Source organism: beta proteobacterium MWH-UniP1, assembly GCA_036362785.1.
Classification (GTDB): Bacteria; Pseudomonadota; Gammaproteobacteria; order Burkholderiales; family Burkholderiaceae_A; genus Lacustribacter.
Genome location: CP143625.1, coordinates 1,457,788 through 1,481,026, shown reverse-complemented (window position 1 = coordinate 1,481,026; position 23,239 = coordinate 1,457,788). Strand labels below are relative to the sequence as shown.

At 53.3% G+C, this 23,239-nt stretch carries 24 protein-coding genes, 1 tRNA gene and 1 pseudogene; 15 read left to right on the top strand and 11 right to left on the bottom strand.

Translation table 11 applies throughout. The features are described 5' to 3' along the window. Window positions 1-2: 2 nt before the first annotated feature. Window positions 3-1,379 (top strand): phenylacetate--CoA ligase family protein, encoded by a 1,377-nt coding sequence (locus AOB54_07220; GenBank protein WVN41275.1) that lies wholly within the window; start codon window positions 3-5, stop codon window positions 1,377-1,379. On the opposite strand, the gene AOB54_07215 is transcribed toward AOB54_07220, so the two are convergent. From AOB54_07215 to AOB54_07205, 3 genes are all read right to left on the bottom strand, one after another. Then, window positions 1,376-2,605, bottom strand: a complete 1,230-nt coding sequence (locus AOB54_07215; GenBank protein WVN41274.1) for an MFS transporter — start codon at window positions 2,603-2,605, stop codon at window positions 1,376-1,378. The genes AOB54_07220 and AOB54_07215 overlap by 4 nt on opposite strands. 26 nt (window positions 2,606-2,631) lie before the next feature. Then, a complete protein-coding gene (locus tag AOB54_07210; protein WVN41273.1) occupies window positions 2,632-3,093 on the bottom strand; it encodes a BLUF domain-containing protein in 462 nt (153 codons plus the stop codon). Between the two features lie 88 nt (window positions 3,094-3,181). Further along, window positions 3,182-4,138: a sodium-dependent bicarbonate transport family permease gene (locus AOB54_07205; protein ID WVN41272.1), complete on the bottom strand. Its 957-nt coding sequence runs from the start codon at window positions 4,136-4,138 to the stop codon at window positions 3,182-3,184. A gap of 217 nt (window positions 4,139-4,355) precedes the next feature. Here AOB54_07205 and AOB54_07200 point away from each other — a divergent pair, with 217 nt between their 5' ends. From AOB54_07200 to fabI, 6 genes are all read left to right on the top strand, one after another. Continuing rightward, window positions 4,356-4,661 (top strand): metalloregulator ArsR/SmtB family transcription factor, encoded by a 306-nt coding sequence (locus tag AOB54_07200; protein WVN41271.1) that lies wholly within the window; start codon window positions 4,356-4,358, stop codon window positions 4,659-4,661. Window positions 4,662-4,686: 25 nt separating this feature from the next. Next, window positions 4,687-5,127: a DUF4395 family protein gene (locus tag AOB54_07195; protein ID WVN41270.1), complete on the top strand. Its 441-nt coding sequence runs from the start codon at window positions 4,687-4,689 to the stop codon at window positions 5,125-5,127. A gap of 156 nt (window positions 5,128-5,283) precedes the next feature. Then, on the top strand, window positions 5,284-6,900 hold the full coding sequence (locus AOB54_07190; protein WVN41269.1) for a tetrathionate reductase family octaheme c-type cytochrome: 1,617 nt from the start codon (window positions 5,284-5,286) through the stop codon (window positions 6,898-6,900). Continuing rightward, window positions 6,900-7,550: a cytochrome b/b6 domain-containing protein gene (locus AOB54_07185; GenBank protein WVN41268.1), complete on the top strand. Its 651-nt coding sequence runs from the start codon at window positions 6,900-6,902 to the stop codon at window positions 7,548-7,550. The genes AOB54_07190 and AOB54_07185 overlap by 1 nt, the downstream gene beginning before the upstream one ends. 270 nt (window positions 7,551-7,820) lie before the next feature. Beyond that, on the top strand, window positions 7,821-9,995 hold the full coding sequence (gene katG / locus AOB54_07180) for a catalase/peroxidase HPI (protein ID WVN41267.1): 2,175 nt from the start codon (window positions 7,821-7,823) through the stop codon (window positions 9,993-9,995). Window positions 9,996-10,112: 117 nt separating this feature from the next. Further along, window positions 10,113-10,865 carry an enoyl-ACP reductase FabI gene (fabI, locus tag AOB54_07175; GenBank protein ID WVN41266.1) on the top strand — a complete coding sequence of 251 codons (753 nt, stop codon included), beginning with the start codon at window positions 10,113-10,115 and terminating at the stop codon, window positions 10,863-10,865. Here the strand turns inward: fabI and AOB54_07170 are convergent. Further along, complete coding sequence (locus AOB54_07170; protein WVN42800.1) at window positions 10,862-11,038, bottom strand: DUF2256 domain-containing protein; 177 nt, start codon at window positions 11,036-11,038, stop codon at window positions 10,862-10,864. The genes fabI and AOB54_07170 overlap by 4 nt on opposite strands. Before the next feature lie 81 nt (window positions 11,039-11,119). Here AOB54_07170 and AOB54_07165 point away from each other — a divergent pair, with 81 nt between their 5' ends. Then, entirely contained in the window at window positions 11,120-11,551 is a 432-nt protein-coding gene (locus AOB54_07165) for an HU family DNA-binding protein (GenBank protein ID WVN41265.1), read from the top strand. A 53-nt stretch (window positions 11,552-11,604) separates the two neighbouring features. Here the strand turns inward: AOB54_07165 and AOB54_07160 are convergent, their stop codons facing one another. Continuing rightward, a complete protein-coding gene (locus AOB54_07160; protein WVN41264.1) occupies window positions 11,605-12,411 on the bottom strand; it encodes a cytochrome b/b6 domain-containing protein in 807 nt (268 codons plus the stop codon). On the opposite strand from AOB54_07160, the gene AOB54_07155 reads away from it, so the two are divergent. From AOB54_07155 to AOB54_07145, 3 genes are all read left to right on the top strand, one after another. Continuing rightward, window positions 12,410-12,784, top strand: coding sequence for an HNH endonuclease signature motif containing protein (locus AOB54_07155; protein WVN41263.1), 375 nt, complete (start codon window positions 12,410-12,412; stop codon window positions 12,782-12,784). The genes AOB54_07160 and AOB54_07155 overlap by 2 nt on opposite strands. A 1-nt stretch (window position 12,785) precedes the next feature. Then, window positions 12,786-13,067 (top strand): DUF167 domain-containing protein, encoded by a 282-nt coding sequence (locus AOB54_07150; GenBank protein WVN41262.1) that lies wholly within the window; start codon window positions 12,786-12,788, stop codon window positions 13,065-13,067. 84 nt (window positions 13,068-13,151) lie between these two features. Then, window positions 13,152-13,766, top strand: a complete 615-nt coding sequence (locus AOB54_07145; protein ID WVN41261.1) for a rhodanese-like domain-containing protein — start codon at window positions 13,152-13,154, stop codon at window positions 13,764-13,766. Window positions 13,767-13,796: 30 nt separating this feature from the next. Here the strand turns inward: AOB54_07145 and AOB54_07140 are convergent, their stop codons facing one another. The 3 genes from AOB54_07140 to AOB54_07130 are packed head-to-tail and all read right to left on the bottom strand — an operon-like array spanning window position 13,797 to window position 18,642. Beyond that, entirely contained in the window at window positions 13,797-14,927 is a 1,131-nt protein-coding gene (locus AOB54_07140) for an ABC transporter permease (protein ID WVN41260.1), read from the bottom strand. Next, window positions 14,924-17,650 carry a ribosome-associated ATPase/putative transporter RbbA gene (gene rbbA, locus AOB54_07135; protein ID WVN41259.1) on the bottom strand — a complete coding sequence of 909 codons (2,727 nt, stop codon included), beginning with the start codon at window positions 17,648-17,650 and terminating at the stop codon, window positions 14,924-14,926. Before rbbA ends, AOB54_07140 begins: the two co-directional genes overlap by 4 nt. After that, entirely contained in the window at window positions 17,647-18,642 is a 996-nt protein-coding gene (locus AOB54_07130) for an efflux RND transporter periplasmic adaptor subunit (GenBank protein WVN41258.1), read from the bottom strand. The genes rbbA and AOB54_07130 overlap by 4 nt, the downstream gene beginning before the upstream one ends. 72 nt (window positions 18,643-18,714) lie before the next feature. On the opposite strand from AOB54_07130, the pseudogene AOB54_07125 reads away from it, so the two are divergent. After that, window positions 18,715-18,896 (top strand): annotated as a pseudogene (locus AOB54_07125) (type II toxin-antitoxin system HicB family antitoxin). Window positions 18,897-18,926: 30 nt separating this feature from the next. Beyond that, entirely contained in the window at window positions 18,927-19,217 is a 291-nt protein-coding gene (locus tag AOB54_07120) for a nucleotidyltransferase family protein (protein ID WVN41257.1), read from the top strand. 147 nt (window positions 19,218-19,364) lie between these two features. On the opposite strand, the gene AOB54_07115 is transcribed toward AOB54_07120, so the two are convergent. The 3 genes from AOB54_07115 to AOB54_07105 form a co-directional block, all read right to left on the bottom strand. Next, a tRNA-Val gene (locus tag AOB54_07115) sits at window positions 19,365-19,439 on the bottom strand. Window positions 19,440-19,553: 114 nt separating this feature from the next. Then, window positions 19,554-19,955 (bottom strand): DoxX family protein, encoded by a 402-nt coding sequence (locus tag AOB54_07110; GenBank protein WVN41256.1) that lies wholly within the window; start codon window positions 19,953-19,955, stop codon window positions 19,554-19,556. Between the two features lie 54 nt (window positions 19,956-20,009). After that, the gene (locus AOB54_07105) at window positions 20,010-20,801 is read right to left on the bottom strand and encodes a class III extradiol ring-cleavage dioxygenase (protein WVN41255.1); all 792 of its coding nucleotides are present in this window, start codon (window positions 20,799-20,801) and stop codon (window positions 20,010-20,012) included. 75 nt (window positions 20,802-20,876) lie between these two features. On the opposite strand from AOB54_07105, the gene AOB54_07100 reads away from it, so the two are divergent. Both AOB54_07100 and gltX read left to right on the top strand, forming a co-directional pair. Next, window positions 20,877-21,776: a LysR family transcriptional regulator gene (locus AOB54_07100; GenBank protein ID WVN41254.1), complete on the top strand. Its 900-nt coding sequence runs from the start codon at window positions 20,877-20,879 to the stop codon at window positions 21,774-21,776. 25 nt (window positions 21,777-21,801) lie between these two features. Then, window positions 21,802-23,220 carry a glutamate--tRNA ligase gene (gltX, locus tag AOB54_07095; GenBank protein ID WVN41253.1) on the top strand — a complete coding sequence of 473 codons (1,419 nt, stop codon included), beginning with the start codon at window positions 21,802-21,804 and terminating at the stop codon, window positions 23,218-23,220. The last annotated feature ends 19 nt before the right edge of the window (window positions 23,221-23,239 follow it).

Below are 23,239 nucleotides of genomic sequence, written 5' to 3'. Positions count from 1 at the left end.
CTATGAACATCACGCCAATGGCATTAAATCCAAACGCTAGTTCTGTGGCGTGGATGGCTTATGCTGGTCGTGATGCGATTGAAAGGACACAAACCCAAAGGCGTGATGCCCTGCTGGACATTACCGTCCAGCGCTCCAGGTTTTATCAAAGGCATTTTGGGAAACACCTAAAACAGGGGGCGCACTTCTCGGATTTGCCGCCGGTTACCAAGCCTGAGTTGATGGCGCATTTTTCCGATTGGGTGACCGATCCCGAAGTCTCGCTCGCTTCCCTCACGGCCCATTTGGGCGACTTAGAAAAAATTGCGCAGCCGTATTTGGGTCGATATTTGGTCTGGGAAAGTTCGGGAAGCAGCGGCATTCCGGGCATCTTTATCCAAGATGCCGCATCCATGCAGGTCTACGATGCGCTAGAGAGCCTGCGTATTACGCCAACCGAATCGTTTCAACGTCTTTGTAACCCCCTGTGGGTGGGTCAGCGGCTGGCTTTTGTCGGAGCGGTAAATGGCCACTTCGCGAGTAACGTGACTTTTGAGCGGCTGCGCAACAGCCTGCCTTTTTTGCGCCAGTCCATGCAGACCTTTTCAATCCTTCAGCCGATTGCCAGCTTGGTTGCGGAGCTAGAAGACTTTGCCCCCACGATTTTGGCCACCTATCCCAGCACTGCCTTGCAACTCGCCTGCCTTGCTGAGCGAAATGATTTGGGAATTCGGCCAATTGAGATTTGGACCGGTGGCGAGCATCTCTCCGAGGCAGCACGCAAGAAAATCAAACAGGTCTTTCAGTGCCGGGTTCGGGCAAGCTACGGTGCTTCTGAGTTTTTACCAATCGCCCGCGAGTGTGAGGCGGGGCGTTTACATGTCAATGCCGACTGGGTGTTATTGGAGCCCGTTGATCGAAACCAGCGTCTGGTTGCGGAAGGAGAGCTTTCCGACACCGTGTTGCTGACCAATCTGGTCAATACAACGCAGCCCTTGGTTCGTTATGATTTGCAAGACCGCGTTCGTATGTTTCACGGGCCGTGCGCCTGTGGCAGTCACCTGCCGACCATTGAAGTGCTGGGCCGTCAGGATGATGTTCTTCGGCTACATGACAAACACGGCAAGCGGCTCTTACTGTCACCAATGGCGATCACGACTGTCTTAGAGGAAGAGGCGGGCGTATTTGATTTTCAGTTAATTCAAAAAGCCAAGCATCGATTCTCGCTCTACCTCGGTTGCGGCGAGGATCACTCCCTGGGCGCAATGACACGGTGCCGATCCGTGCTGCTAAGTTACTTTGATAGCCAGGGGGCAGCTGAGATTGATATTGACATTGAACCCCTATCGGTTCATTGCATCGAACGATCTGGCAAGACCAAGCGAGTTGTCTGCGTTTAAGCGCCAGTCGATGGGGCTTGCGGCTGATGGTGGGGGTGGCGCTTGAGCAGCTGCCCAAGCGTCAAGCCGATGGTGGGCAGGCACACCACAGACACCCAAAAAACAGAGGTCATGCTGAAATTGTCAAACATCCATCCAGCCGCACTCACGCCGATAAACTGCCCCAAAAAAATAGAGCAAGAAAATAGCGTGACCGCTGTACCACGGGATTCGGGTGTCATTTGTGTGGCGTGGGTCTGCAGGGTGTTGTGAAGCATATATAAGCCCAGACCAATCAGAAAAATAGCAATCACTGCCAGCCACCATGTGGGAGCGAAAATCAGTCCAACAAATGACAGTCCAATCAAAACCCCTCCGGTGCGGACCAGGCCAATTTCACCCAATCGTTTGACCAGATAGGCTGCATTGCCGGCATAGAGCAGCCCGCCCACCGCAAAGGCCGTCATGATGAAACCCGCAGAAGTGAGTGATACGTTTAAGTGCAGGTGTAGATAGGTTGGAATAAACACCAGTGCGCCGTAAAAAATAATGCCCTCAAGCCCAGCTATGCCAATCACAACGCGTGGCCATGGTTTGCTCAGTACATTGGCGAAGTGTTCCAGGCTTTTCGCTTTGGAATAGGTGTCTGCCGCATGACGATGTTGGCTTCTGGATGCGCCGCTTCGAAAAAGCAAAAACCAGCAGGTTAAATAAAACACAGCAATCAGATAAAAGCCGATTCGCCAGTAGCCGGAATCAGCGCAGACGCCACCAATCACTTGTGCAGCAATGGTGCCAATCATGACGCCCATCAGGTAACGGGCCAAGATTGGTTGGCGCTCTTTGTAGTCCACGGTCTCGCCAATCCAGGCCATGGACAGCGGAATGATGCCGGCTGTTGCGCCCCCAGAAATGCCGCGCCAGATCACAATGTTTTCAAAGCTGCTGGATAGGGCCACCCCGATATTGGCAAGTGTTGACAATCCCAGGCCAAGACCAATGACGAAGAGCTTGCCAAATCGCTCAGCGAGCGGCCCATAAAGAAATTGCACAATGCCGTAGACGATGGCAAAACTGCTCACTACTTTTGAGGCGCTACCTGCCTGCATGCCAAATTCAGCGGCAACCGCAGGCAGCAGGGGGTCGGTGACACGCATTGCAACCAGGCTACAAAAGGCCGCAAAGGTGAGAATCAGGATAACGCTGTTGCGTTGCGTGTCCGGTAACGGGTTGGCCGGGCTAGACAATCGGAGGGCTCCGAGACAAGGGGGTGTCAGGCACCCAGATCGGCCAGTTTTCCGGAGTCTAGTTCCTCGATCAGTCGTCGAAGTGTCTGCTGGCTGCGCTCGTCATCAGCGCTTTCTTTGGCGTCTGAAAGCACATCACGGATATCTTGTACGCTGACAAGTTCCATATCCCAGTTGGGGAACATCCGTTCGCGGACTTCTTCGCCACTGGTGAGCTCCACAACGTCATGGTGGCGTCCATCCACTCTGATTCTGTCCATCAGGTGGGTGACGCTCGCCTTGGGGCCTTCTAACCATTGAAAGAATATGCCGCCACCGAAGACCAGCAGGCCGGTAATGCTGTGGGCTGGGTTATTGCGGTGGGCGCTTTGCAAAATCTTGTCTACGGCCGCCTTGCCCACACCTGGTGCAGCACGGCTACAGTAAACGATGTTGTACAACAGGCTGTCTTCGCTGTCGTTGTCGTCGATAAAGTCAAATGGATCCATAACTTCGTAAGATTAAACGAATTCGATAATCATAGGGGCGAAAAGGGCGCCAAAAACAGACGATCTTGCGTCGTGTGAGCTCAGAAATTTACAGCACTGCCTTCGCCACGAAGGTATAGAGCGGGATGCCGAAGATGATGTTCAGCGGGAAGGTAATCCCCAGTGACATGCCCATATACAGGCCGGGATTGACCTCGGGCAGGGCATGCCGCAGCACTGCAGGCACGGCAATATAAGAAGCGCTTGCGGCCAACACCATCAGCAAAATGGAGTCGCCCAGTGGCAGTGCCAAGAGTTTGCAGCACAGTAGGGCAATTGCCGCATGGGCCAGGGGGCCAGCCACGGCATAAATGAGCGTGATCGCCGGCTTGCCCTGTAAGCCCGAGAAATTCTTCGCCGCCATCAGGCCCATATCGAGCAGGAAAAAGGCCAACATGCCCTTGAACAGGTCAATTGAAAAAGGTGCCATTAATGCCTTGCCTGCCTCTCCGCTCACCATGCCAACAACCATTGACCCCAAGAGCAAGAGCTGGGCACCGTCGGTGAATGATTCATGCAGGATCTTGCCCATGCGAATGGGCTGGTGGGATTGTGTGGCGGTGGCGCGGGCCTTGTTGGCCAGAAGAATCGCCAGAATGATGGCCGGGGATTCCATGAGCGCCATGGCGGCAGCCATGTGTCCGCCATAGGGCACCCCATACAGGCTCAGTGCCTGTGTGGCAGTGATAAACGTGACCGCGCTAACCGAGCCATAGGTCGCGGCAATCGCGGCGGAATCATATGGGTTTAAGCGGCTGCGAAGCAGGGCGTAGCCAGCCAATGGGGTCAGTGCAGCCAGCGCCACGGCAAGCCCAAGGGCTAAGCCAATATCGGCGGTAAAACCCGACTGCTCGAGTGCAAAGCCGCCTTTCAGCCCCAGGGCCATCAGCAGATAAAGCGATAAGAAACGGGCGATCGGCTGGGGAATCTCCAGGTTGGATTTCACCAGACCGGCAAAGACACCGAAGATGAAAAAGAGAATTGCGGGGTCTAGGAAGTTGGCCATCTTCAGTCCGTGGGGTGGTCAAGCGCGTCAAGGCTGTCTTGACGGTGAAATTGTACGCAAAGTGCTCACTTCGGGGGCTGAATGCCCCCGATCTAGGCCTGCAAGGACATTGACGAGCCACAAACACTTGCAATTGTTATAAAATATTGTTTAATATATCGAGGCTGTTGGTTATTCCTTTTCATAGCTGACCTTACGCTGACGAGAAAACAGTTTTATGGCCACTCTTGATCTTAAAAAAATGCAGTCCTCTGCTGACAAAGCCTGTCGGCTGCTGAAGGTCTTGTCCAATCCGGATCGGCTCTTGATCCTGTGTCAGCTAAGTCAGGGAGAGAAGTGTGTGAGCGAGCTCGAGCAGGTGCTTGGGATTGTCCAGCCAACCTTGTCTCAGCAACTCACCGTTTTGCGAAAAGAGAATCTTGTTAAGACACGTCGTCAGGGTAAAAACATTCATTACCAAATGAAAAGCCCCCAGGCGATGGCCATGATGCAAGTGCTCTACACCGAATTTTGTTCACGCTAATTCATTTTTAAAGGGAGTATTCAACATGTTGCGATTTGATGTACCACCAGTTCATGCCAATGTGGCACGACTTGAGGCATTTATTACGACCAGTTTCTGCGCAATCGCATTGCTCGGCTTCCCCTATCTGCTTCCTGTGCTGGCGGTGATGGGGCTGATCCGTGGCTTCTTCGGCCACTATCGCTGCCCGTCCCATCGACTATGGGCTGCTTTGATGACCCGTATGGGTATCGCTGGGAAGAAAGAAAACGCCGGCGCGAAGATGTTTGCTAACAAGATTTTGTTTATCGCCGCATCTGTCGCATCAGTGCTTTACTTTATGGACATCAGTATGTGGGTCGTCCCAACCATTGCGTTGCTGATTTTCTCGTCGCTGGAGTGGGCCTTTTCGTTCTGCGCTGCCTGCTGGGCATATGGGTTTTGGTACAAAAAATTTCCACCGAAAGACACATTTAATGCTGGCTAATATGTGACAGTGTTTTGAATCAGTGGCGGCGTAATGGAAACATTGCGCCGTTTTTTTTTGCAAAAATGTCTCGTATTTCTTTAGTGCTTTGCGCTTGATCAAACACTCTTGATGAATCGATAACTAGACTGTCGATTGAATCCAATGGAGTTGTTTATGCGTCGTCTTTTACTTGTTATTAGTTTGCTCTTCGTGATAGCCCAGCCGGGGTGGGCATTGACCGTCGTCGATCAAATTAAATCTACGGCTGATCACAGCAAATTTAAAGAGTTAAAAGGCCCCTTTAAATCTGGTGATGAAGTTACCAAGGCGTGTCTCAGCTGCCATACCGAAGCATCCAAACAGGTGATGAATACTCGGCATTGGACTTGGGAGTACACCAACCCGCAGGATGGTAAGACCTTGGGCAAGAAAACCATGGTCAATAATTTTTGTATTGGTAATCAGTCGAATGAGGCTTTTTGTCAGTCTTGCCATATTGGCTATGGATGGAGAGACAAAACATTTGACTTTAAAGCTGAATCTCGCGTTGATTGCCTGATTTGTCACAATCAGGGCGGCTACCGAAAGTTGCCTGGGATGGCGGGCGAAGTGCCCGTTGAGAAGCGTGAATTTCCGGTGGGCTCCGGCAAGTTTGTTGGGCCGTTGGATTTGGCGCTGATTGCGCAGGCAGTCGGCCCGACTAGTATCCGTACCTGCGGTACCTGTCACTTCTTTGGTGGAGGTGGCGATGGCGTTAAGCATGGCGACCTAGATTCTTCTCTAAACAAAGCGAGCCGTGATCTAGATGTGCATATGGCCACAAAGGGCCAGAAAGGCGCCGGATTCACTTGCACAACTTGCCATAAATCCGATGGTCATGAAATTGCGGGTAGCCGTATTCAGATGACCGCATCGGATCCCCATGGCCCGATTATGCGGGGTACAACCCACAGCCTGCGCAATGCTGCAAGCTGTCAGTCTTGTCATGGCAGCAAGCCCCACAAAGAGGGTTTACTTGCCATGCAGCTATTAAATGGCCATACCAATAAGCTTGCGTGTCAGGCCTGCCATATTCCTGAGTATGCCCGGGGTGGTGTGCCGACGAAGATGAGTTGGGACTGGTCAGTCGCAGGCCGTCTGAGTGCTGATGGCAAGCCTATCCTCGAAAAAGATGCTAAGGGCCGCGTGATTTATGACAGCAAAAAAGGATCCTTTACCTTTGGCGACCACGTTGTACCCGAGTATGTCTGGTTTAACGGCAAGGTGGACTACATCACGACCAAAGATAAGATCGACCCCAAAACGATCGTACAGATCAATAAATTTTTGGGTAGCCCTGATGACCCAGACGCCCGCATCTGGCCAGTAAAGCGATTCGAGGGCAAACAGCCCTATGACAAGATCCATAACACCCTGTTAGTGCCTAACGTAGCGATGGATAAAGACAACGCATATTGGCTTAACTTTGATTGGTCAAAGGCACTGAAGGCTGGCGCGGCTTCAACGGGACTTCCCTACAGCGGTCAATATGACTTCGTTAAAACTGAAATGGTCTGGCCTATCACTCACATGATCGCGCCGAAAGAGAAGAGTGTGGCTTGTGTTCAGTGTCATACAAGTGCAGGCGGTCGATTGGTGGGGCTCACTGGAATCTATGTTCCGGGTCGTGATCGCAACACTTGGGTAGACCGTCTTGGTTGGTTCGCTACGATTGCTGCTTTAGCTGGCGTGTTGCTGCACGCGCTGGGCCGAGTCGTAGCCCACTATAGAAGTTCCAGAGGAGTGCGGTAATGACAAATCAATTTAAAACTTCTGCGCCTGTTGAGCGAGTCTATCTGTACAAGCGCTATGAGCGTTTCTGGCATTGGACCCAGGCCCTTCTCATTATTTTTATGTTGATTTCAGGGTTTGAAATCCATGGCTCTTACGCTTTCATTGGGTATGAGCTTGCGGTTCGGCTCCATTCGTTTTCTGCGATATTGCTCGTGCTGCTTTGGATTTTTACGCTCTTCTGGCATTTCACCACCGGGGAGTGGAGACAGTACAAGCCAACATTGAAAAAAATTGACGCAATGATGATGTATTACTCCCATGGTATTTTTCTAAATGCGCCGAATCCGTATCGAAAAACAACAGATCGAAAGCACAACCCGCTTCAGCGAATGACATACTTGTTGCTACTCACGGTGGTATCGCCGGTTATCTGGGTCTCCGGAATACTGTATCTCTTGCGCCCGCTGTGGAATGAAATTGGTTTGTCCGGCCTCAGTTTCGAAGCGGTTGCTACGATTCATACCGCAGCCGCTTTTATGATGTTAGTCTTCCTAGTTGGGCATTTGTATTTGGTTACGACGGGCCACACGCCGTTTGCTCACGTTAAATCCATGATTACTGGCTGGGAAGAAATTCACGACTCGGGTCAAACCCCGAGTAAGAAATAAGTTTTTTCTTGGCTTCCCAGCAGTCTTTGTAACCTGATCCCCAGAGAGAAAAAGCCCGGTTATCCGGGCTTTTTTTATCTGCTTTTTTACAGGGATATCCAACTACGTGGGTTGAACTTCCAACCTGCTTAGGTAGTCTTATTTGCTGGGACGATCAGACAAATCGAAAAAATCCGTTAAACAAAATTAATTAAGCGATTTAGTCTATCAACTCGTTGGGTTCATCAGTAGGTTTCAGCGCAGTCGTATCAAACCTTAAGGAGAAAAAGCATGAGCGAAAGTAACGCAGTATCTGCCGGTAAGTGTCCGGTCATGCATGGCGGGGTGACATCGGCCAATATGGCCAAGATGGATTGGTGGCCCAAGTCACTGAATCTGGACATCCTGCACCAGCACGACACCAAAACTAATCCCCTGGGTAAAGAGTTCAACTATCGTGAAGAGGTTAAAAAGCTCGATGTCGACGCACTGAAAAAAGATCTGAAGGCTCTGATGACTGACAGCCAGGACTGGTGGCCTGCCGACTGGGGGCACTATGGGGGTCTGATGATTCGTATGGCCTGGCACTCGGCCGGCACCTATCGAATTGCCGATGGGCGTGGCGGTGGTGGGACGGGCAATCAGCGCTTTGCGCCATTGAACTCTTGGCCCGATAACGCCAATTTGGACAAGGCCCGTCGTCTGCTGTGGCCGATTAAGAAAAAGTACGGTAATAAACTTAGCTGGGCTGATTTGATGATTCTCGCCGGCAACATGGCGTACGAGTCGATGGGCCTGAAGACCTACGGGTTCGCTTTTGGCCGCGAAGATATTTGGCATCCCGAGAAAGACATTTACTGGGGTTCCGAAAGAGAATGGCTCGCGCCAACAGGGTCTGCGGGTAGCCGTTACTCTGGTCAGCGTGATTTGGAAAACCCCTTAGCCGCTGTGATGATGGGTTTGATTTATGTAAACCCAGAGGGGGTTGACGGAAAGCCTGATCCGCTGAAGACCGCCCATGACGTGCGTGTGACGTTTGCTCGTATGGCCATGAATGATGAAGAGACCGTCGCGCTGACGGCTGGTGGCCACACGGTAGGCAAGGCCCACGGTAATGGTAGCGCTGCCAATCTTGGCCCGGCCCCCGAAGGTGCTGAGATTGATGAGCAGGGTTTGGGCTGGAATAACCACAAAAGCCGCGGTGTTGGCCGTGATACCGTCACCAGCGGTATCGAGGGCGCCTGGACAACCCATCCCACGAAGTGGGACAACGGTTACTTCTATCTGTTGTTGAACTACGACTGGGAGCTTAAAAAGAGTCCCGCCGGTGCATGGCAGTGGGAGCCTATCAACATCAAGGAAGAAGATAAACCGGTGGATGTCGAAGATCCGTCGATTCGCTACAACCCCATCATGACTGATGCGGATATGGCTATGAAGATGGATCCTGAGTACCGAAAGATCTCGGACCGTTTTTACAAAGACCCAGATTATTTTTCAGAGGTCTTTGCCCGTGCTTGGTTTAAGCTGACCCACCGCGATATGGGCCCAAAGGCGCGATATATCGGCCCGGATGTACCCAAAGAAGATTTAATTTGGCAGGACCCGGTACCAGCAGGCCGCAAGGACTACGACGTGGCTGCAGCCAAAACCAAGATCGCAGCAAGTGGCCTGACGATCGCTGAGATGGTGAGCACTGCTTGGGATAGCGCAAGAACCTTCCGTGGATCCGATAAGCGTGGTGGCGCCAATGGCGCCCGGATTCGTCTTGCACCCCAGAAAGACTGGGAGGGCAACGAGCCCGCAAGGTTATCCAAGGTGTTGGCTGTGCTCGGAAAAATCGCCTCTGATTCAGGTGCGAGCCTTGCCGATATGATCGTTCTGGCGGGCAACGTGGGTATTGAGCAGGCCGCCAAGGCGGCGGGTGTGACGGTCACCGTTCCATTTGCGCCCGGCCGGGGTGATGCCACCCAGGAAATGACCGATGTGGAATCTTTTGATGTGCTTGAGCCGCTTGCCGATGGTTTTCGCAATTGGTTGAAGAAAGACTATGTCGTGAGTGCTGAAGAGCTGCTCTTGGATCGTGCGCAGTTGATGCGCTTGACCGCTGCCGAGATGACGGTCTTGGTTGGTGGAATGCGCGTACTCGGCACTAATCATGGCGCAAGCAAGCACGGTGTCTTTACAGATCGTGTTGGGACCCTGACGAATGACTTCTTCGTCAACCTGACGGATATGGCCTATACATGGAAACCAGCAGGTCGAAATCTATATGAAATTCGGGATCGTAAGTCTGGTGCGGTTAAGTGGACCGCAACGCGGGTCGATCTCGTATTCGGGTCAAACTCGATTTTACGGGCCTATGCCGAGGTCTACGCGCAAGACGACAACAAAGAAAAGTTTGTTCAGGACTTTGTTGCGGCATGGGTGAAAGTCATGAACGCCGATCGGTTTGATTTGCAGTAATTCGGCGCTTTATTGATCATGAGCAAAAGGGGGCAGCAATGCCCCCTTTTTACTGGGGTGGCCACCAAGAAACATGGCAGTATTCACAGGTGGGCTTTCTAATTGAAGATGACATAAATGAAAAAGTTAAAAGGAATTGTTCTAGGGCTTGCCAACGACAAAAGCATTGCTTATGCCGTAGCGAAGAAGTTCGCTGACAGCGGCGCATCGGTGGTGGCGTCGTGTTTGAATCAAAAAGCGTTTGATGTGGTCTCGCCGCTGACCAGGCCTCTTGGGGTCTCCCTTTATCCATGCAATGTGGAAAAAGAAGGCGAGCTCGAGGCCTTTGTCCAAAGCGCTGCCGCCGAGCTTGGCCAGATCGATTTTGTGGTCCACTCGATTGCCTGGGCACCGATTGAAGATCTGCATGGCCGTGTGGTGGACAGCTCCAGCACCGGCTTTAGTCGGGCAATGGAAGTCAGCTGCCATTCGTTTGCCAAGGTGGCCAAGTTAGTCGCACCCTTGATGCCCAATGGCGGCAGCATGGTCACCATGAGCTACCTCGGCGCAGACGAGGTGGTGCCCCACTACGGCTTAATGGGGCCAGTGAAGGCCGCGTTGGAATCGCTCGTGAAATACATGGCTGCCGAGCTTGGCCCCCAGGGGATTCGAGTCCACGCGGTATCGCCCGGCCCAATCGCTACCCGAGCAGCCTCGGGGATTCAGGCCTTTGATGAGTTAATGGCCCGGGCCGTGAACAAGGCCCCGCTTGGACGCTTGGTCACAACCGAAGAAGTTGCCGAGCTGACAGCCTTTCTTTGTGGCCCCGGCGCAACCGGCATGACCGGCCAGACCATCTTTGTCGATGCGGGTGTCCATGCTGTTGACTAGTCGTTATCTCCCTGTTTTTTAGGGCTTTTTTTGCTGCGGCAGGCGTCTGAACAGTATTTCACGGCATCCCAGTTCTTCGCCCAGGCTTTTCGCCATGTCATTTCTCGGCCGCAGGCGGCACAGGGTTTGCTGGGGAGAAAGCTTTTGTTGCCCCGGAAGGAGTTAGATTTCACCTGCAAAAGAATAGCGTTTTTTGCGCTACGCCTGCTAGAATTCGCTCGTTTCACCCTTTCTTTAAATTACACGGAGTCAACATGGCCGCTAAAAAACCAGCCAAAAAAGCAGCTAAAAAAGTAGTTGCAAAAGCAGTAAAAAAAGCCCCGGTTAAAAAAGCCGCAGCAAAGAAAACCGTAGTTGCGAAACCTGCCGTCAAAGCAATCAAGACCGCGCTGAACAAGACCTCTTTGGTCGCTCACCTGGTTGAGGCTTCTGGCGTTGAGTCGAAGTCTGTTAAGGCCGTGTTGGCCGCACTCGAGGCAACCACGTTGGCTGCTGTGAGCAAAAAGGGTGTTGGCGAATTCACGCTGCCTGGCCTGCTCAAAGTGATGGCTCAGAAAGTTCCCGCCAAGCCCAAGCGCTTTGGCAAAAACCCATTCACGGGTGAAGAGCAGTGGTTTGCAGCGAAACCCGCGACCATCAAGGTCAAGGTTCGCGCTCTGAAGAAACTGAAAGACGCAGTTCTGTAATTTGCGCATGAAAGTGTTTCAGGGGAATCCCCCCTGAAACACTTACTTTCCGTTTAATACGACGGAATAAACCGGTTGGCCCAAACGAGCAATTCCACGAGTGGCCAAGTCACCAGCAACAAGATCCCCAACACAATCACCAATTCTGAACCCACGGGCCCGAGTGCTCGGTACAGGGAATTCGCCAGCTGTGGTGCAGACGTCTTCGGGTAATACGCCAGTTCTGGGTCATCGCGATCAGCGTCTTTCACGCCGGTGATCATGCCAACCACTGGCCGTGATCGGTGAAGGGCGGTCGTGATCAAATTGCCGATCACGTGGGCGGCGACCAGCAGCGCAGCAAGGTTGCCCGACCAATGATGCAACTCTTTTAACCCAATGCTGTGCGTTTCATTAAAGAGTCGCAGGGTAAACCATTCACCCTCCCAATGGCTGGGGACCAGGCTTCCCAAAAGCCCCATTTCTTGGCCTGCGCTGTAGACCATCAGGCCCAGCACCCCGCAAATCAGCATGATTAGAATTAGGCTGATCACCATCAGGCCGCCCAATGGGTTGTGGGAGATCGTGTGGGGGGAGTGGCCATGGAGCGAGTCTTGGCCATAGCGAAGAACGGCCTTTGGGCTATAGACAAAGGCGCGAAAGCGCACTGGGCGGGGGCCGATCACGCCCCAGAAAATGCGAAACGCCATATAGGCCATGATCAAGTAGGCGGCGTAAGCGTGGAGCGGAAACTTGTCGGCGTAGAAGTACACCGCCGCAAAACACAGCACCAGCAGCCAATGCCCAATCCGTACGATCGGGTCCCAGACACGGATATAGACCCGGCCTGGCGCTGCGGTTTTAGATTTCGAGACTGACATGAACTGGCATCATAGACCCATGAGCGGACGGATTCAGCGCCTACTTATTGAGCGAGATCAACTCGCGCGGGATTCCGCGCAGGCTCAGGCCTTGGTCTGCCCCTTGTGTGGCCGCGAGATCCCCGAATCCCAAAAAGATGCCCACCATTTGGTTCCAAAATCCAAAGGGGGCAAGGCCACTGAGTATTTGCACAGGATTTGTCACCGACAAATCCACGCCTTGTTCAAAGAAAACGAACTGGCCAAACATTACCAAACGGTAGATGCCTTACTCGCCCACCCGGAAATACAGAGCTTCGTGAGTTGGGTGAAAAATAAGCCCAACGATTTTTACCAGCGAGTAAGTAAAAGCCAAAGAATTCGGAAGAAATAAGGTGACCACGCTAACGGTCTATTGCCAGCCGGGTGCCAAGCGATCGCGGGTTGCTGGATTGCATGACGGCAAGGTAAAGCTTCAGTTGGCCGCCCAGCCCCAAGATGGTGAAGCGAACAACGAGTTAATTCGGTTTCTATCTGGCGCACTTGGCTTGCCCAAAGCAAAGGTGGTGCTGGTGGCTGGCCAATCAAGCCGAACCAAACGGCTTGAGATTGAGTCGGTAGACGATGCTGGCCGCATTCAAGAGCGGCTCTTGGCCATCGTGGAGTCGAAATTTTAAAAAAATCAAGTTTTCAACGTCTATTGTGTTGAAACACCTCGCACTCTGCTAACGTGGGGCGATGAAATTCAAATGGGGGTAACTATGAAGGCAATTTTCCGTATTTTTTTGATGGCATCGGCCCTGGTGCTGGGTGGGCAGACGATGGCAGCCGATTGGGCTGCGGGATCTACAGAGTGGCAAAAGCTGCCTGAAGCAAAACGGACTCAGTCCGCTTTGTATCTGACACCCAAGCAGGCGTATGAGATGAAAACAGGAGCGGCGCAGACTGTGGCGTTTTTTGACGTGCGTACCCGTGCAGAGGCGATGTATGTGGGTCACCCAACAGTGATGGATGCACTGGTGCCCTACGTTGAACACCAAGAAGTGATGCTGGATTGGGACGAGAAGCGAAGCATGTATAAGCTTGAGCCAAACAATAATTTCGAGTCTGAGATTGGAAGACGGCTCAAAGCAATGGGGCTTGGTAAAGACGCTGCCATCATCCTGATTTGCCGCTCGGGCGATCGCAGCTCCAAGGCTGCTGATTTTCTTGCCAAAGCGGGTTACACCAAGGTGTACTCGGTTGCCGAGGGCTTTGAAGGCGATACCGCTTCAGCTGGTGACAAAAAGGGCCAGCGTGTGGTGAACGGCTGGAAAAATGCTGGGCTTCCCTGGACTTACAAGCTCGACAAGGCCAAGGCCTATTTCCCGCGCTAAAGGGGAAATCTTGGCGGGGGGTTGCTTGTCTTAATTCGCGTCTGCGACACGCCTGCGAAATAGGGCAAGCGATCCCAGAAAGAAGATCGCGCCGATTGCAATGAGCCACAACAGCCGCGGCCAGACAACGTCTAGCGCCGCGCCGCGAAAGAGCACCGCCTGGGCCAGGCTTACAAAATGGGTGGTGGGGGCAGCCAACATGATGTTCTGAATAGCGGTCGGCATGCTTTCACGTGGGGTCATGCCACCGGAAAGCATCTCCAGCGGCAGAGTCACCAGAATAATCAGAAGCCCGAACTGCGGCATGCTGCGTGAGACTGTGCCCAAAAAGATCCCAATAGATGTTGTGGCAAACAGATGCAGGCAGGCCCCAAGCATAAAAAGGGGAATAGAGCCCGCAAGCGGAACGCCAATGGCGCCCTTTAGCACCAGATAAATCGACAGCCAGGCGGCAACCATCACAATCAGGGCCATCGACCAGATTTTGGACAGCACAATTTCGGTCGCGCTGATTGGCATTACCAACAAGTGTTCCAGGGTGCCGTGCTCTCGTTCTCGAATCAGTGCGGCTCCGGTCAAAATGATCGAGAGCATCGTAATGTTGTTGATCAGTTCCATGACAGACCCGAACCAGGTGCTGTCTAGATTTGGATTGAACTTGACCCGTGTGACGAGATCAATCGGGGCATTGCTGACCAGGTTGACCTGCTTTAGAAAGTGGCGCACTTCGTCATGAACAATGGTTTGAATGTAGCCCGCCCCAATAAACGCCTGTGTCATTCGGGTTGCATCGATATTGACCTGTAGGCGTGCGGTTTTTCCTTGGCGTAGATCACGCTCGAAATGGGGTGGAAACTCGACCGTAAACGTATAGCGCCCAGCGTCGAGTCCGCGGTCGATTTCAGCGGGGGTGACATGAATCGGAGTCTTAAAGTAGGGGCCGTAAAAGGCGTTTGTGATGGCTCTTGAGAGTGTGGAATCGTCTTGGTCGACAATCGCGATTGGGGCGTTGTGCAGCTCTTGTGAGGTCGCCGTTGCCGCACTGTAGATTGCGCCGGTAAAAGACAGCACAATCAGGGCCATAAGTGCCCAGTCATGAAACACACTTCGAAGCTCTTTAACGCCGAGCCGATAGATGTTTTTAAAGGCTTGGCGTGTCATTTTTCTTGTTTTTGAAGAAGCAAAACACTGGTGATGGTTAGCACTGGTATAAATGCTGCGATTGCAAGCATATCGTTTGCAACGTCTTGCCACTCCAGCGCCTTTGTGAAGATTCCACGGCTAATATTTAAAAAATAAGTCGCAGGAAAGAGTTGCCCAATGATGGCGCCTGCCCCTGTCAGTGACGTGACCGGGTCGGTCAGCCCAGAAAAATTCACGGTGGGTAGCATCGTTAAAATAGCAGTCGCCGTCAGTGCGGCAATCTGGGTTTTGGTAAAGGCCGACATCACCAATCCGATTCCGGTGGTTGCGGTCACGAATAGCAGCGCAGCTAACGACAAGACCCAGATGCTCCCCTTGATGGGTACCTCGAAAACGAAGACCGACATCAGTACCAAGGCATAAAAGCTCACCATTGAAACGGCGATGTAAGGCAGTTGTTTGCCAAGCAGGAACTGCAGGCGGCTGACTGGCGTTGCATAGAAGTTGGCAATCGACCCCAGTTCCTTTTCGCGCACCACCCCAACCGCAGTCAAGATTGCGGGAATAAATACGAGCAGTATGGGAATGATGGCCGGCACCATGGCAAACAGGCTTTTGAAGTCTTGGTTGTATCGATAGCGCATTTCGACATCAACGGCTGGCAGTGTTGGGTTGCTGATAGATGTGTTCCGGGCGATTTGCGTCAGCGTGTCTCGGTGAAGGCCCTGCACATAGCCCACGATTGTTTCTCCCCGAAACGGCATGGCACCGTCTACCCACGCTGCAATGGCCACAGGCCGCCCTTGTTGCAGGTGCTTGCCAAAGCTTGGCGGAATCTCTAATGCAACGCTGACTTCGGCACTGGCCATGCGCCGGTCGAGCTCGGCGCTGCTAGTAATGGGGGGCTGCTCTATGAAATAGCGTGACCCCGCAATGTTTTGTATGTATTGGCGGCTTTCTGGTGACTGGTCATGATCCAGCACCGCGAATCGTAGATGATTCACATCGACACTAATGCCGTACCCCATGATCATCATGAGCAAGGCCGACCCCAGGAGTGAAAAGATCATGCGGACTGGGTCCCGCAATACTTCTAGTAGCTCTCGGATGGTGTAGGCCATGAGCCGTTGAAATCCGACTGCCCAGTTGGATTGTTGCCTTTCTTTGACTGGTTTGCGCGGTTTGCTGTCACTGCGCGGTTTATCCGTTATGGCGCTTTCAAGGCATTCGATAAAGGCATCTTCAAGATTGGTTTTTCCGTGTGATGCCGCTATTTCGCTGGGTGCCCCGCTGGCAAGAACACGCCCCGCGTGCATCAGAGAGATACGATCACACCGCTCACCCTCGTTCATAAAGTGAGTCGATACGAAAATGGTGACTTGGTCTTGCCTGGCCAGGGTGGTGAGGTGATCCCAGAATTGGTTTCTGGCAACAGGGTCGACACCTGATGTGGGCTCATCGAGTATTAAAATTTCCGGCTCGTGAATCAGTGCCACGGCGAGCGACAATCGCTGGCGCACACCCAATGGAAGCGTCATGGGGTGGCGATCTGCATACTCACCCAAGTCAAAGCGCTGCATTAACTGTTGGGCACGACTTTGAATTTTTTCGGAAGTAAGCCCAAAGAGCTGGCCGTGCAGTGTTAGGTTTTGCGCTACGGTAAGTTCGGTGTAAAGAGAGAACGATTGGGTCATGTAGCCCACTCGTTTACGAATTTCCGCTCCGTGAGCATCAGTGGTTTCGCCAAAAAGCCAGGCCTGCCCTTCGGTGGGTGGCGTCAGCCCGGTTAACATCTTCATGGTGGTGGTCTTGCCACATCCGTTTGAGCCAAGAAAGCCAAAGATCTCGCCACGGTGTATTTCGAAACTGACCCGGTCGACTGCCGTGAAGCTGCCAAATCGTTTGGTGAGCCCCTTGGCCCGAATCGCAATCTCGGGGTTTGGCTGGTGGTGCTCTGCTTGAGTAGTGCGAGCGGGGCCGCTGATTCGCTGGTCTTTCGGCAGTAGCTCGATAAAGGCGTCGTCCAGATTGGAAGTTCCTGTCTGTTCGATGAGGGACGACGGGCTGCCTTGGGCGAGCACCTGGCCTGCATTCATGGCAATCAGCCAGTCGAAGCGGGCAGCCTCTTCCATGTAGGCGCTGGAGACCACCACGCTCATGCGTGGGTGCCGCGCCCGAATCCGTTCAATCAAACGCCAGAACTGTAGGCGGGATAGTGGATCCACGCCAGTGGTCGGTTCGTCGAGAATCAGCAAATCTGGATCATGGACAAGCGCGCAGCACAGTCCAAGCTTTTGTTTCATACCGCCGGACAATTTGCCTGCAGCGCGATCACGAAACTTTGTTAGTTCGGTGCTCGACAGTAATTCGTCTATGCGGGCACGCCGCTCGGCACGTGTCTGTCCGAAAAGACGACCGAAGAACTCGATGTTTTCAGCGACCGTTAGCCGCATGTAGAGATTTTTTCCAAGGCCTTGGGGCATGAAGGCAATTCGCGATGTCACAGCCCGACGCTGTGCGCCCTGGCGCAGGTCATGGCCAAGGGTCTCAACTTCCCCGCTTTGGATTCGGCGCACACCAGCGACTAGGGCAAGCAGGCTTGATTTGCCAACGCCATCCGGGCCAATCAGGCCCGTGATACAACCCGTGGGGATTTTTAGGTCGGCGACATCGAGTGCAATTTTTTGACCGTACAGCAGGCGGACATTACTGAGCTTGGCAACGTATTGCTCAGGGTTCATTTGCCGGCTTGTTGTCCGACCAATGGCGGGATGCTGTCAGGCCAGGCAGCGTTTGGGTCAAGCCGCACATAGCCAACGCCTGGTAGTCCAGTCTTGACCTGTTTGGCGTGGTCCTTGAGCAAGGCCTTTGGAATGGTAAGTTTTACGCGAAACATAAGCTTTTCCCGTTCCGACGCTGTTTCGACCGTTTTCGGTGTGAATTGTGCCTCGGGAGAGATAAAGGTGACGCTGGCCGGAATAGAGATGTCCTTGCGTACATCCAGCACAATCCGTGCTTCGGAACCAAGTGCCACTCGACCCACTTGAGATGTTGGAAGAAAGATGGTCATGTAGACATCTGTTAAGTCCACTAGCGTGACGACATTTCCACCGGCGGAGAGCACTTCCCCGGGCTGCACGAGTCGATAGAGCACTCGACCACTGATGGGTGAGGAAAGTGATGCGTCTTGAATGTCGGCGTAAATCCGATCGACACGTGCTTGGGCGGCATTAATCGCCGCCGCCGCTTCTTCAAGCTGGAACTTTGCAGCGCGCAGTGATGCGGCAGCGGAATCCCGTGCAGTTCGATCGATATCAATTTTTTGTGGCGAGACAAACCCTTTTTTCACCAATTGTTCGGAACGTTCGACCTGTTTTTCGGCCAGAGAGAGCTTGCTCTGTTCTTGTGCGATCGTGGCCCGAACGGTGTCTTGGTTGTGTTTCGCCTGATCCAGCTGGGCCTGGGCCTGGCGCAGATCTGCCGATAACGATGCTGTGTCCATTCGGGCGATGACTTGGCCTTCGGAAACGTCATCGCCTTCGCGAACAAGAATTTCCTTGAGCCGCCCGCTTTGTTTGGTGGCGATGTTGACTTCAATGGCTTCGATGCGGCCATTGCCCGAGGCAAACGATAACGTTGCCGGTGGTTTCTTTTGTGTGTACCAGACCCCGAGCAGGACCGCGGTTACAACAACTGCTAGAACGATGAGACCGAGGCGGCGGTTGATAGTCATTGTTTTGAGTCCCTTGGGGCTTAGTCTACCGGGAGAATGTACTAGATGGTGTACGCGACAGGGATCTAACCTGTGACCCCAGCGGGAGAGGGTGGCTATGCGGCCCCATTCCGGAGACGGGCGCGACCACCCAGGGGCCGACTGTCGAGGAGGCGGCGAGGAATCTGAAGGAGGCTACCGATCTCTTTTGTTTGAGGAGTTTTCCCTATAAATTTGTACTAAGAGTGGTTGGCAGCCGGGTTCCTTGGCCGTAAACTTTTGATTTACCAGGAAACGACTAAGAGATGAAACCGTCCGACGCTTTAGAAGCACACCGCAGGGAGATACGAGAGATCGTAACGGCTCATCGGGCCAGTAACGCTCGCGTATTTGGGTCGGTATTACATGGCACGGACTCGGAGGTTAGCGATCTCGATATCTTGATTGACCCAACTGAAGATACAACTCTATTTGACGTCGGAGCAATTCGATATAAGCTGCGGAACTTACTCGGGGTCCCAGTGGATGTTTTGACTCCTGGAGCGCTTCCGGAAAAATTTCGTCAGTCTGTTGTTTCTGAAGCAAAGCCGGTATGACGGTTGGATCTCCGCGCTTGCAGGACTTTCTCGACCACATACTCGCGTCGATCGATCGAATTCAGGACTACAACTTTAGTCCTGCCTTCCCTCAGTCAGCAGGTTATCTCCGCAAAGCGAAAACTCGGGGCTTAAGCAAAAGTATTTTGGTGGACGCGACAGGGATCGAACCTGTGACCCCTGCCGTGTGAAGGCAGTGCTCTACCGCTGAGCTACGCGTCCAATAGTGAGGTGTTTTCGAGGGCGAAAGTCTAACACCAAAAGCCTACGACCGGTCATTGCGACCGATCGTAGGCGGCTGGTTTAGCCGGCGTTTCAGGCCGGCTTAGGTTTTGGTTAGGCGTTCTCTGTTTTGCCATCAATACTCAGCTTGCCAGCGCCCTGGATCGCGAGTAACAACAGACCACCCACCACAGCCATGTTCTTAAAGAACAGGAGCTTTTGAACAAACACCTGCTCAGCTGGGACAGCCCAGTAGGCGTGGCCGGCAATGCTGGCCGCAAGCGTGAACACTGCCAGCACGATAGCGGCTGCGCGTGTTTTAAAGCCGACCAGCACTGCCAGGCTTCCTAAGATCTCGATTGCGATGGTCACGCTGACAGCCAGCGCGGCGGCAGGGATGCCCAGCGAGTTGAAATAGCCCACTGTGCCGTCAAAGCCAGTTAATTTTGAAATGCCTGCTGGCAGGAACAGCGCAACAAACAAAAGCCGAGCAACAAGATTGGTAGTGGATTGCATTGAATACTCCTTGGTTAAATGTGAAAAATGCTTCGGGTTGGTGAAAGGGTTGGGTTAATGAAATCGGTATCCATCCATCGCAAGCACGATGTCTGAGATGCCACGGTAAATTGCCTCTGCCTGGGGGGTTTCCCCCGCTGCGCCCAAGGCGGTAAAAAAGGGCAAGAAATGCTCATCTCGCGGATGGGCCTGCACGCCGTTTTTTTCTGTCTGCCGATAGTTCAGCAATGCTTGAATGTCACCAGCACTAAGTCGGCTGGCTACCCAGTCGGAAAACTCCTGAACATAGGCGGGCGTTGAACCAGACGTTGAAATCGCCCGGTGCCAGTCACCCAGGTTGTGGGTCAAGTTGCCCGACCCAATCACTAAAAGTCCTTTGTGGCGCAAGTGCGCAAGTGCCTGGCCAACGCGATAGGCATGCGCCGGCCCGCCGTGATGCTGAATCGACACCGGAATCACGGGAACATCTGCATCGGGGAACAGGTGCATGAGCGGCACCCAGGCGCCATGGTCAAGGCCACGCTCTGTATCCACCTGCACGTCGAACCCCGCCTGCTTGAGCGCCGCCACAACTTGGGCAGCCGCATCGGGGCAGCCCGCTGCCGGGTAATGCAGTTCATAAAGCCGTGGGTCGAACCCATGGAAATCGTGAATTGTTTCGAATCGAGTGGCGGCACCCACCACCGGCACCGATGTCTCCCAGTGGGGGCTGAAAATCACAATGGCCCGGGGGGTCGGCAGCTCTTGGGCCGCAAGCGCCAGCTGCTTACCGGCAATACCGGGCTCCAGGGCAAACATGGGCGAGCCATGCGGCACGAAGAGGGTTGGAAGTGGGCTAGTCATCATGGCCCGAACTATGCGGTGTTCGATTGATTAGAAAAAGCCGCTATTCGTGAAATATTTGTTGCATAATTTGCAACAATGGACAGACTCGAAGCCATGCAAGTCTTTGTGCGGGTGGCGCAGACCGGAAGCTTTTCCGCGGTGAGCCAGCAGCTCAACGTGGACCGCTCCTGGGTCACGCGGCAGGTGGCCGCCTTGGAAAAACATCTTGGCGTAAAACTCTTTACCCGAAGCACCCGGCGGCTCTCTTTAACGCCTGCGGGGTCTATCTATTTAGAAAAGTCGCGGGTCATTCTGAACCTGGTGGATGCGGCTGAATCGGACGCGGTTGAAGAGCGTGCTGTGCCAAAAGGCCCTATACGATTGGGGATTCCTTTGGCCTTTGGCTTACAGGTATTAACACCTTGGTTGTTGGCGTTTTCAAAGACCTATCCCGCCATTGAGTTGTCGGTAGATTTGTCAGATGAAAAAGTGAATTTGATTGAGCAGGGTTTGGATCTCTCGATTCGTATTACCAGCCATCTTCAGCCTGGTGATGTGGTGCGCAAACTGGCGGACTGTCCCATGGTGACCTTTGCGTCGCCCGGATATCTGTCTTTACATGGCACCCCAATGCATCCGCACGACCTGGAGCAGCATGAGTGCCTGGTGTACTCCAACGCACCGACGCGTGCCCAATGGGTGTTTCAAGAGCAGCAGCAAAAAATTAGTGTGGCAGTCCGCGGTCGAATCACGGCCAACAGTGGCTTGTTACTTACTGAGGCGGCAGCGCAGGGCGTGGGCATTACACGGCAGCCGTACTTCATCGCAAAGTCTTATTTAGACGCGGGCCTGGTCAAGCCAATTTTGGAAAAATACGAGGTGTCGCCCTTGGGTGTGTATGCGGTGTTACCAAGCAACCGGTATATCCCGCATCGAATTAGTGTGTTGATGAAGTTTCTGGCTGAGCGCATGGCACTGCCGACCGAACATCCGTAATCGGAAGCCTATAAACTCTTGGGTTATGACCACTTCTGCACCTCATTCTCCAGTCCGTACACGGTTTGCCCCCAGCCCCACGGGTTACTTGCATGTGGGCGGTGCCCGCACCGCGCTTTATTGTTGGGCCTTTGCCCGGCATTACGGCGGCCAGTTCATCTTGCGTATCGAAGACACCGATCTAGAACGCTCCACGCCTGAAGCCGTCAAGGCCATTCTGGACGGCATGGCCTGGCTTGGCCTAAACCCAGACGAGGGCCCCTTTTATCAAATGCAGCGCATGGATCGGTATCGGGAAGTGATTGCCCAGATGCTGGAAGCGGGCACGGCGTACTACTGTTACGCCACACCAGCGGAACTAGATGCCATGCGCGAAGACCAACGGGCCCGTGGCTTAAAGCCCCGCTATGACGGCCGTTGGCGGCCTGAAAACGCAAAGCTGAAAAAACTTGAGCCACCAGCGGGTGTCAAACCTGTTGTGCGCTTTCGTAACCCTGAAGCCGGCGCGGTTAGCTGGGAAGATGGTGTTAAAGGCCGCATCACCATTTCAAATGAAGAGTTAGACGATCTGATCATTGCCCGTGGCGATGGCACGCCAACGTATAACTTCTGCGTGGTGGTGGATGACATGGATATGGCCATCACCCACGTGATTCGTGGCGATGATCATGTGAATAACACGCCACGGCAGATCAATATCTTGAAGGCTCTGGGCGCTACTGTTCCCCAATACGCCCACCTGCCCATGATTCATGGGCCTGACGGTGAAAAGCTATCGAAGCGGCATGGCGCAGTGTCGGTGATGCAATACGACGACGACGGTTATCTTCCAGAAGCGTTGTTGAATTACTTGGCCCGCCTGGGTTGGAGCCATGGCGATGATGAAATTATTTCTCTAGATCAATTGATTGAGTGGTTCACGCTAGAGCACTGCAGCAAGTCGGCCGCTCAGTTCGATTTTGAAAAGTTGAAGTGGTTAAACAACCACTACCTGCGCCAGAAGTCGGGCCAGGATCTGGCAAAACGTATTGCCGGTCGCGTAAAAGAGGAAGGCTTCTCGCTACAAAACGGCCCGGCATTGGCAGATGTTTGCGAGTTACTCAAAGACCGGGCCAATACGCTCAACGATCTGGCCGAAGAGGTCTCGATGTTCTACCTTGAGCCGCCGGTGTCATCCGATGCACTTACAGAAAAAATGCAGCCCGGCGTTGCCGATGCAATTCGTCAGTTTGTCGCGGGCCTTCCCCAGGAATGGACGCCAGCGGCCTTGTCGGCTCAGATGAAGGCGGTCTTGGCAGTGACAGGCCTGAAGATGCCCCAGTTGGCCATGCCACTTCGGCTCATGCTGATGGGCCGCACCGACACCCCGTCGATTGACAAGGTTATGGCGGTGTTGGGCCGGGACTGCGTGGTGCGCCGGCTCCAAGAGCGGCTCGGCGGTTAAGGCCTTCACACGGTAAACT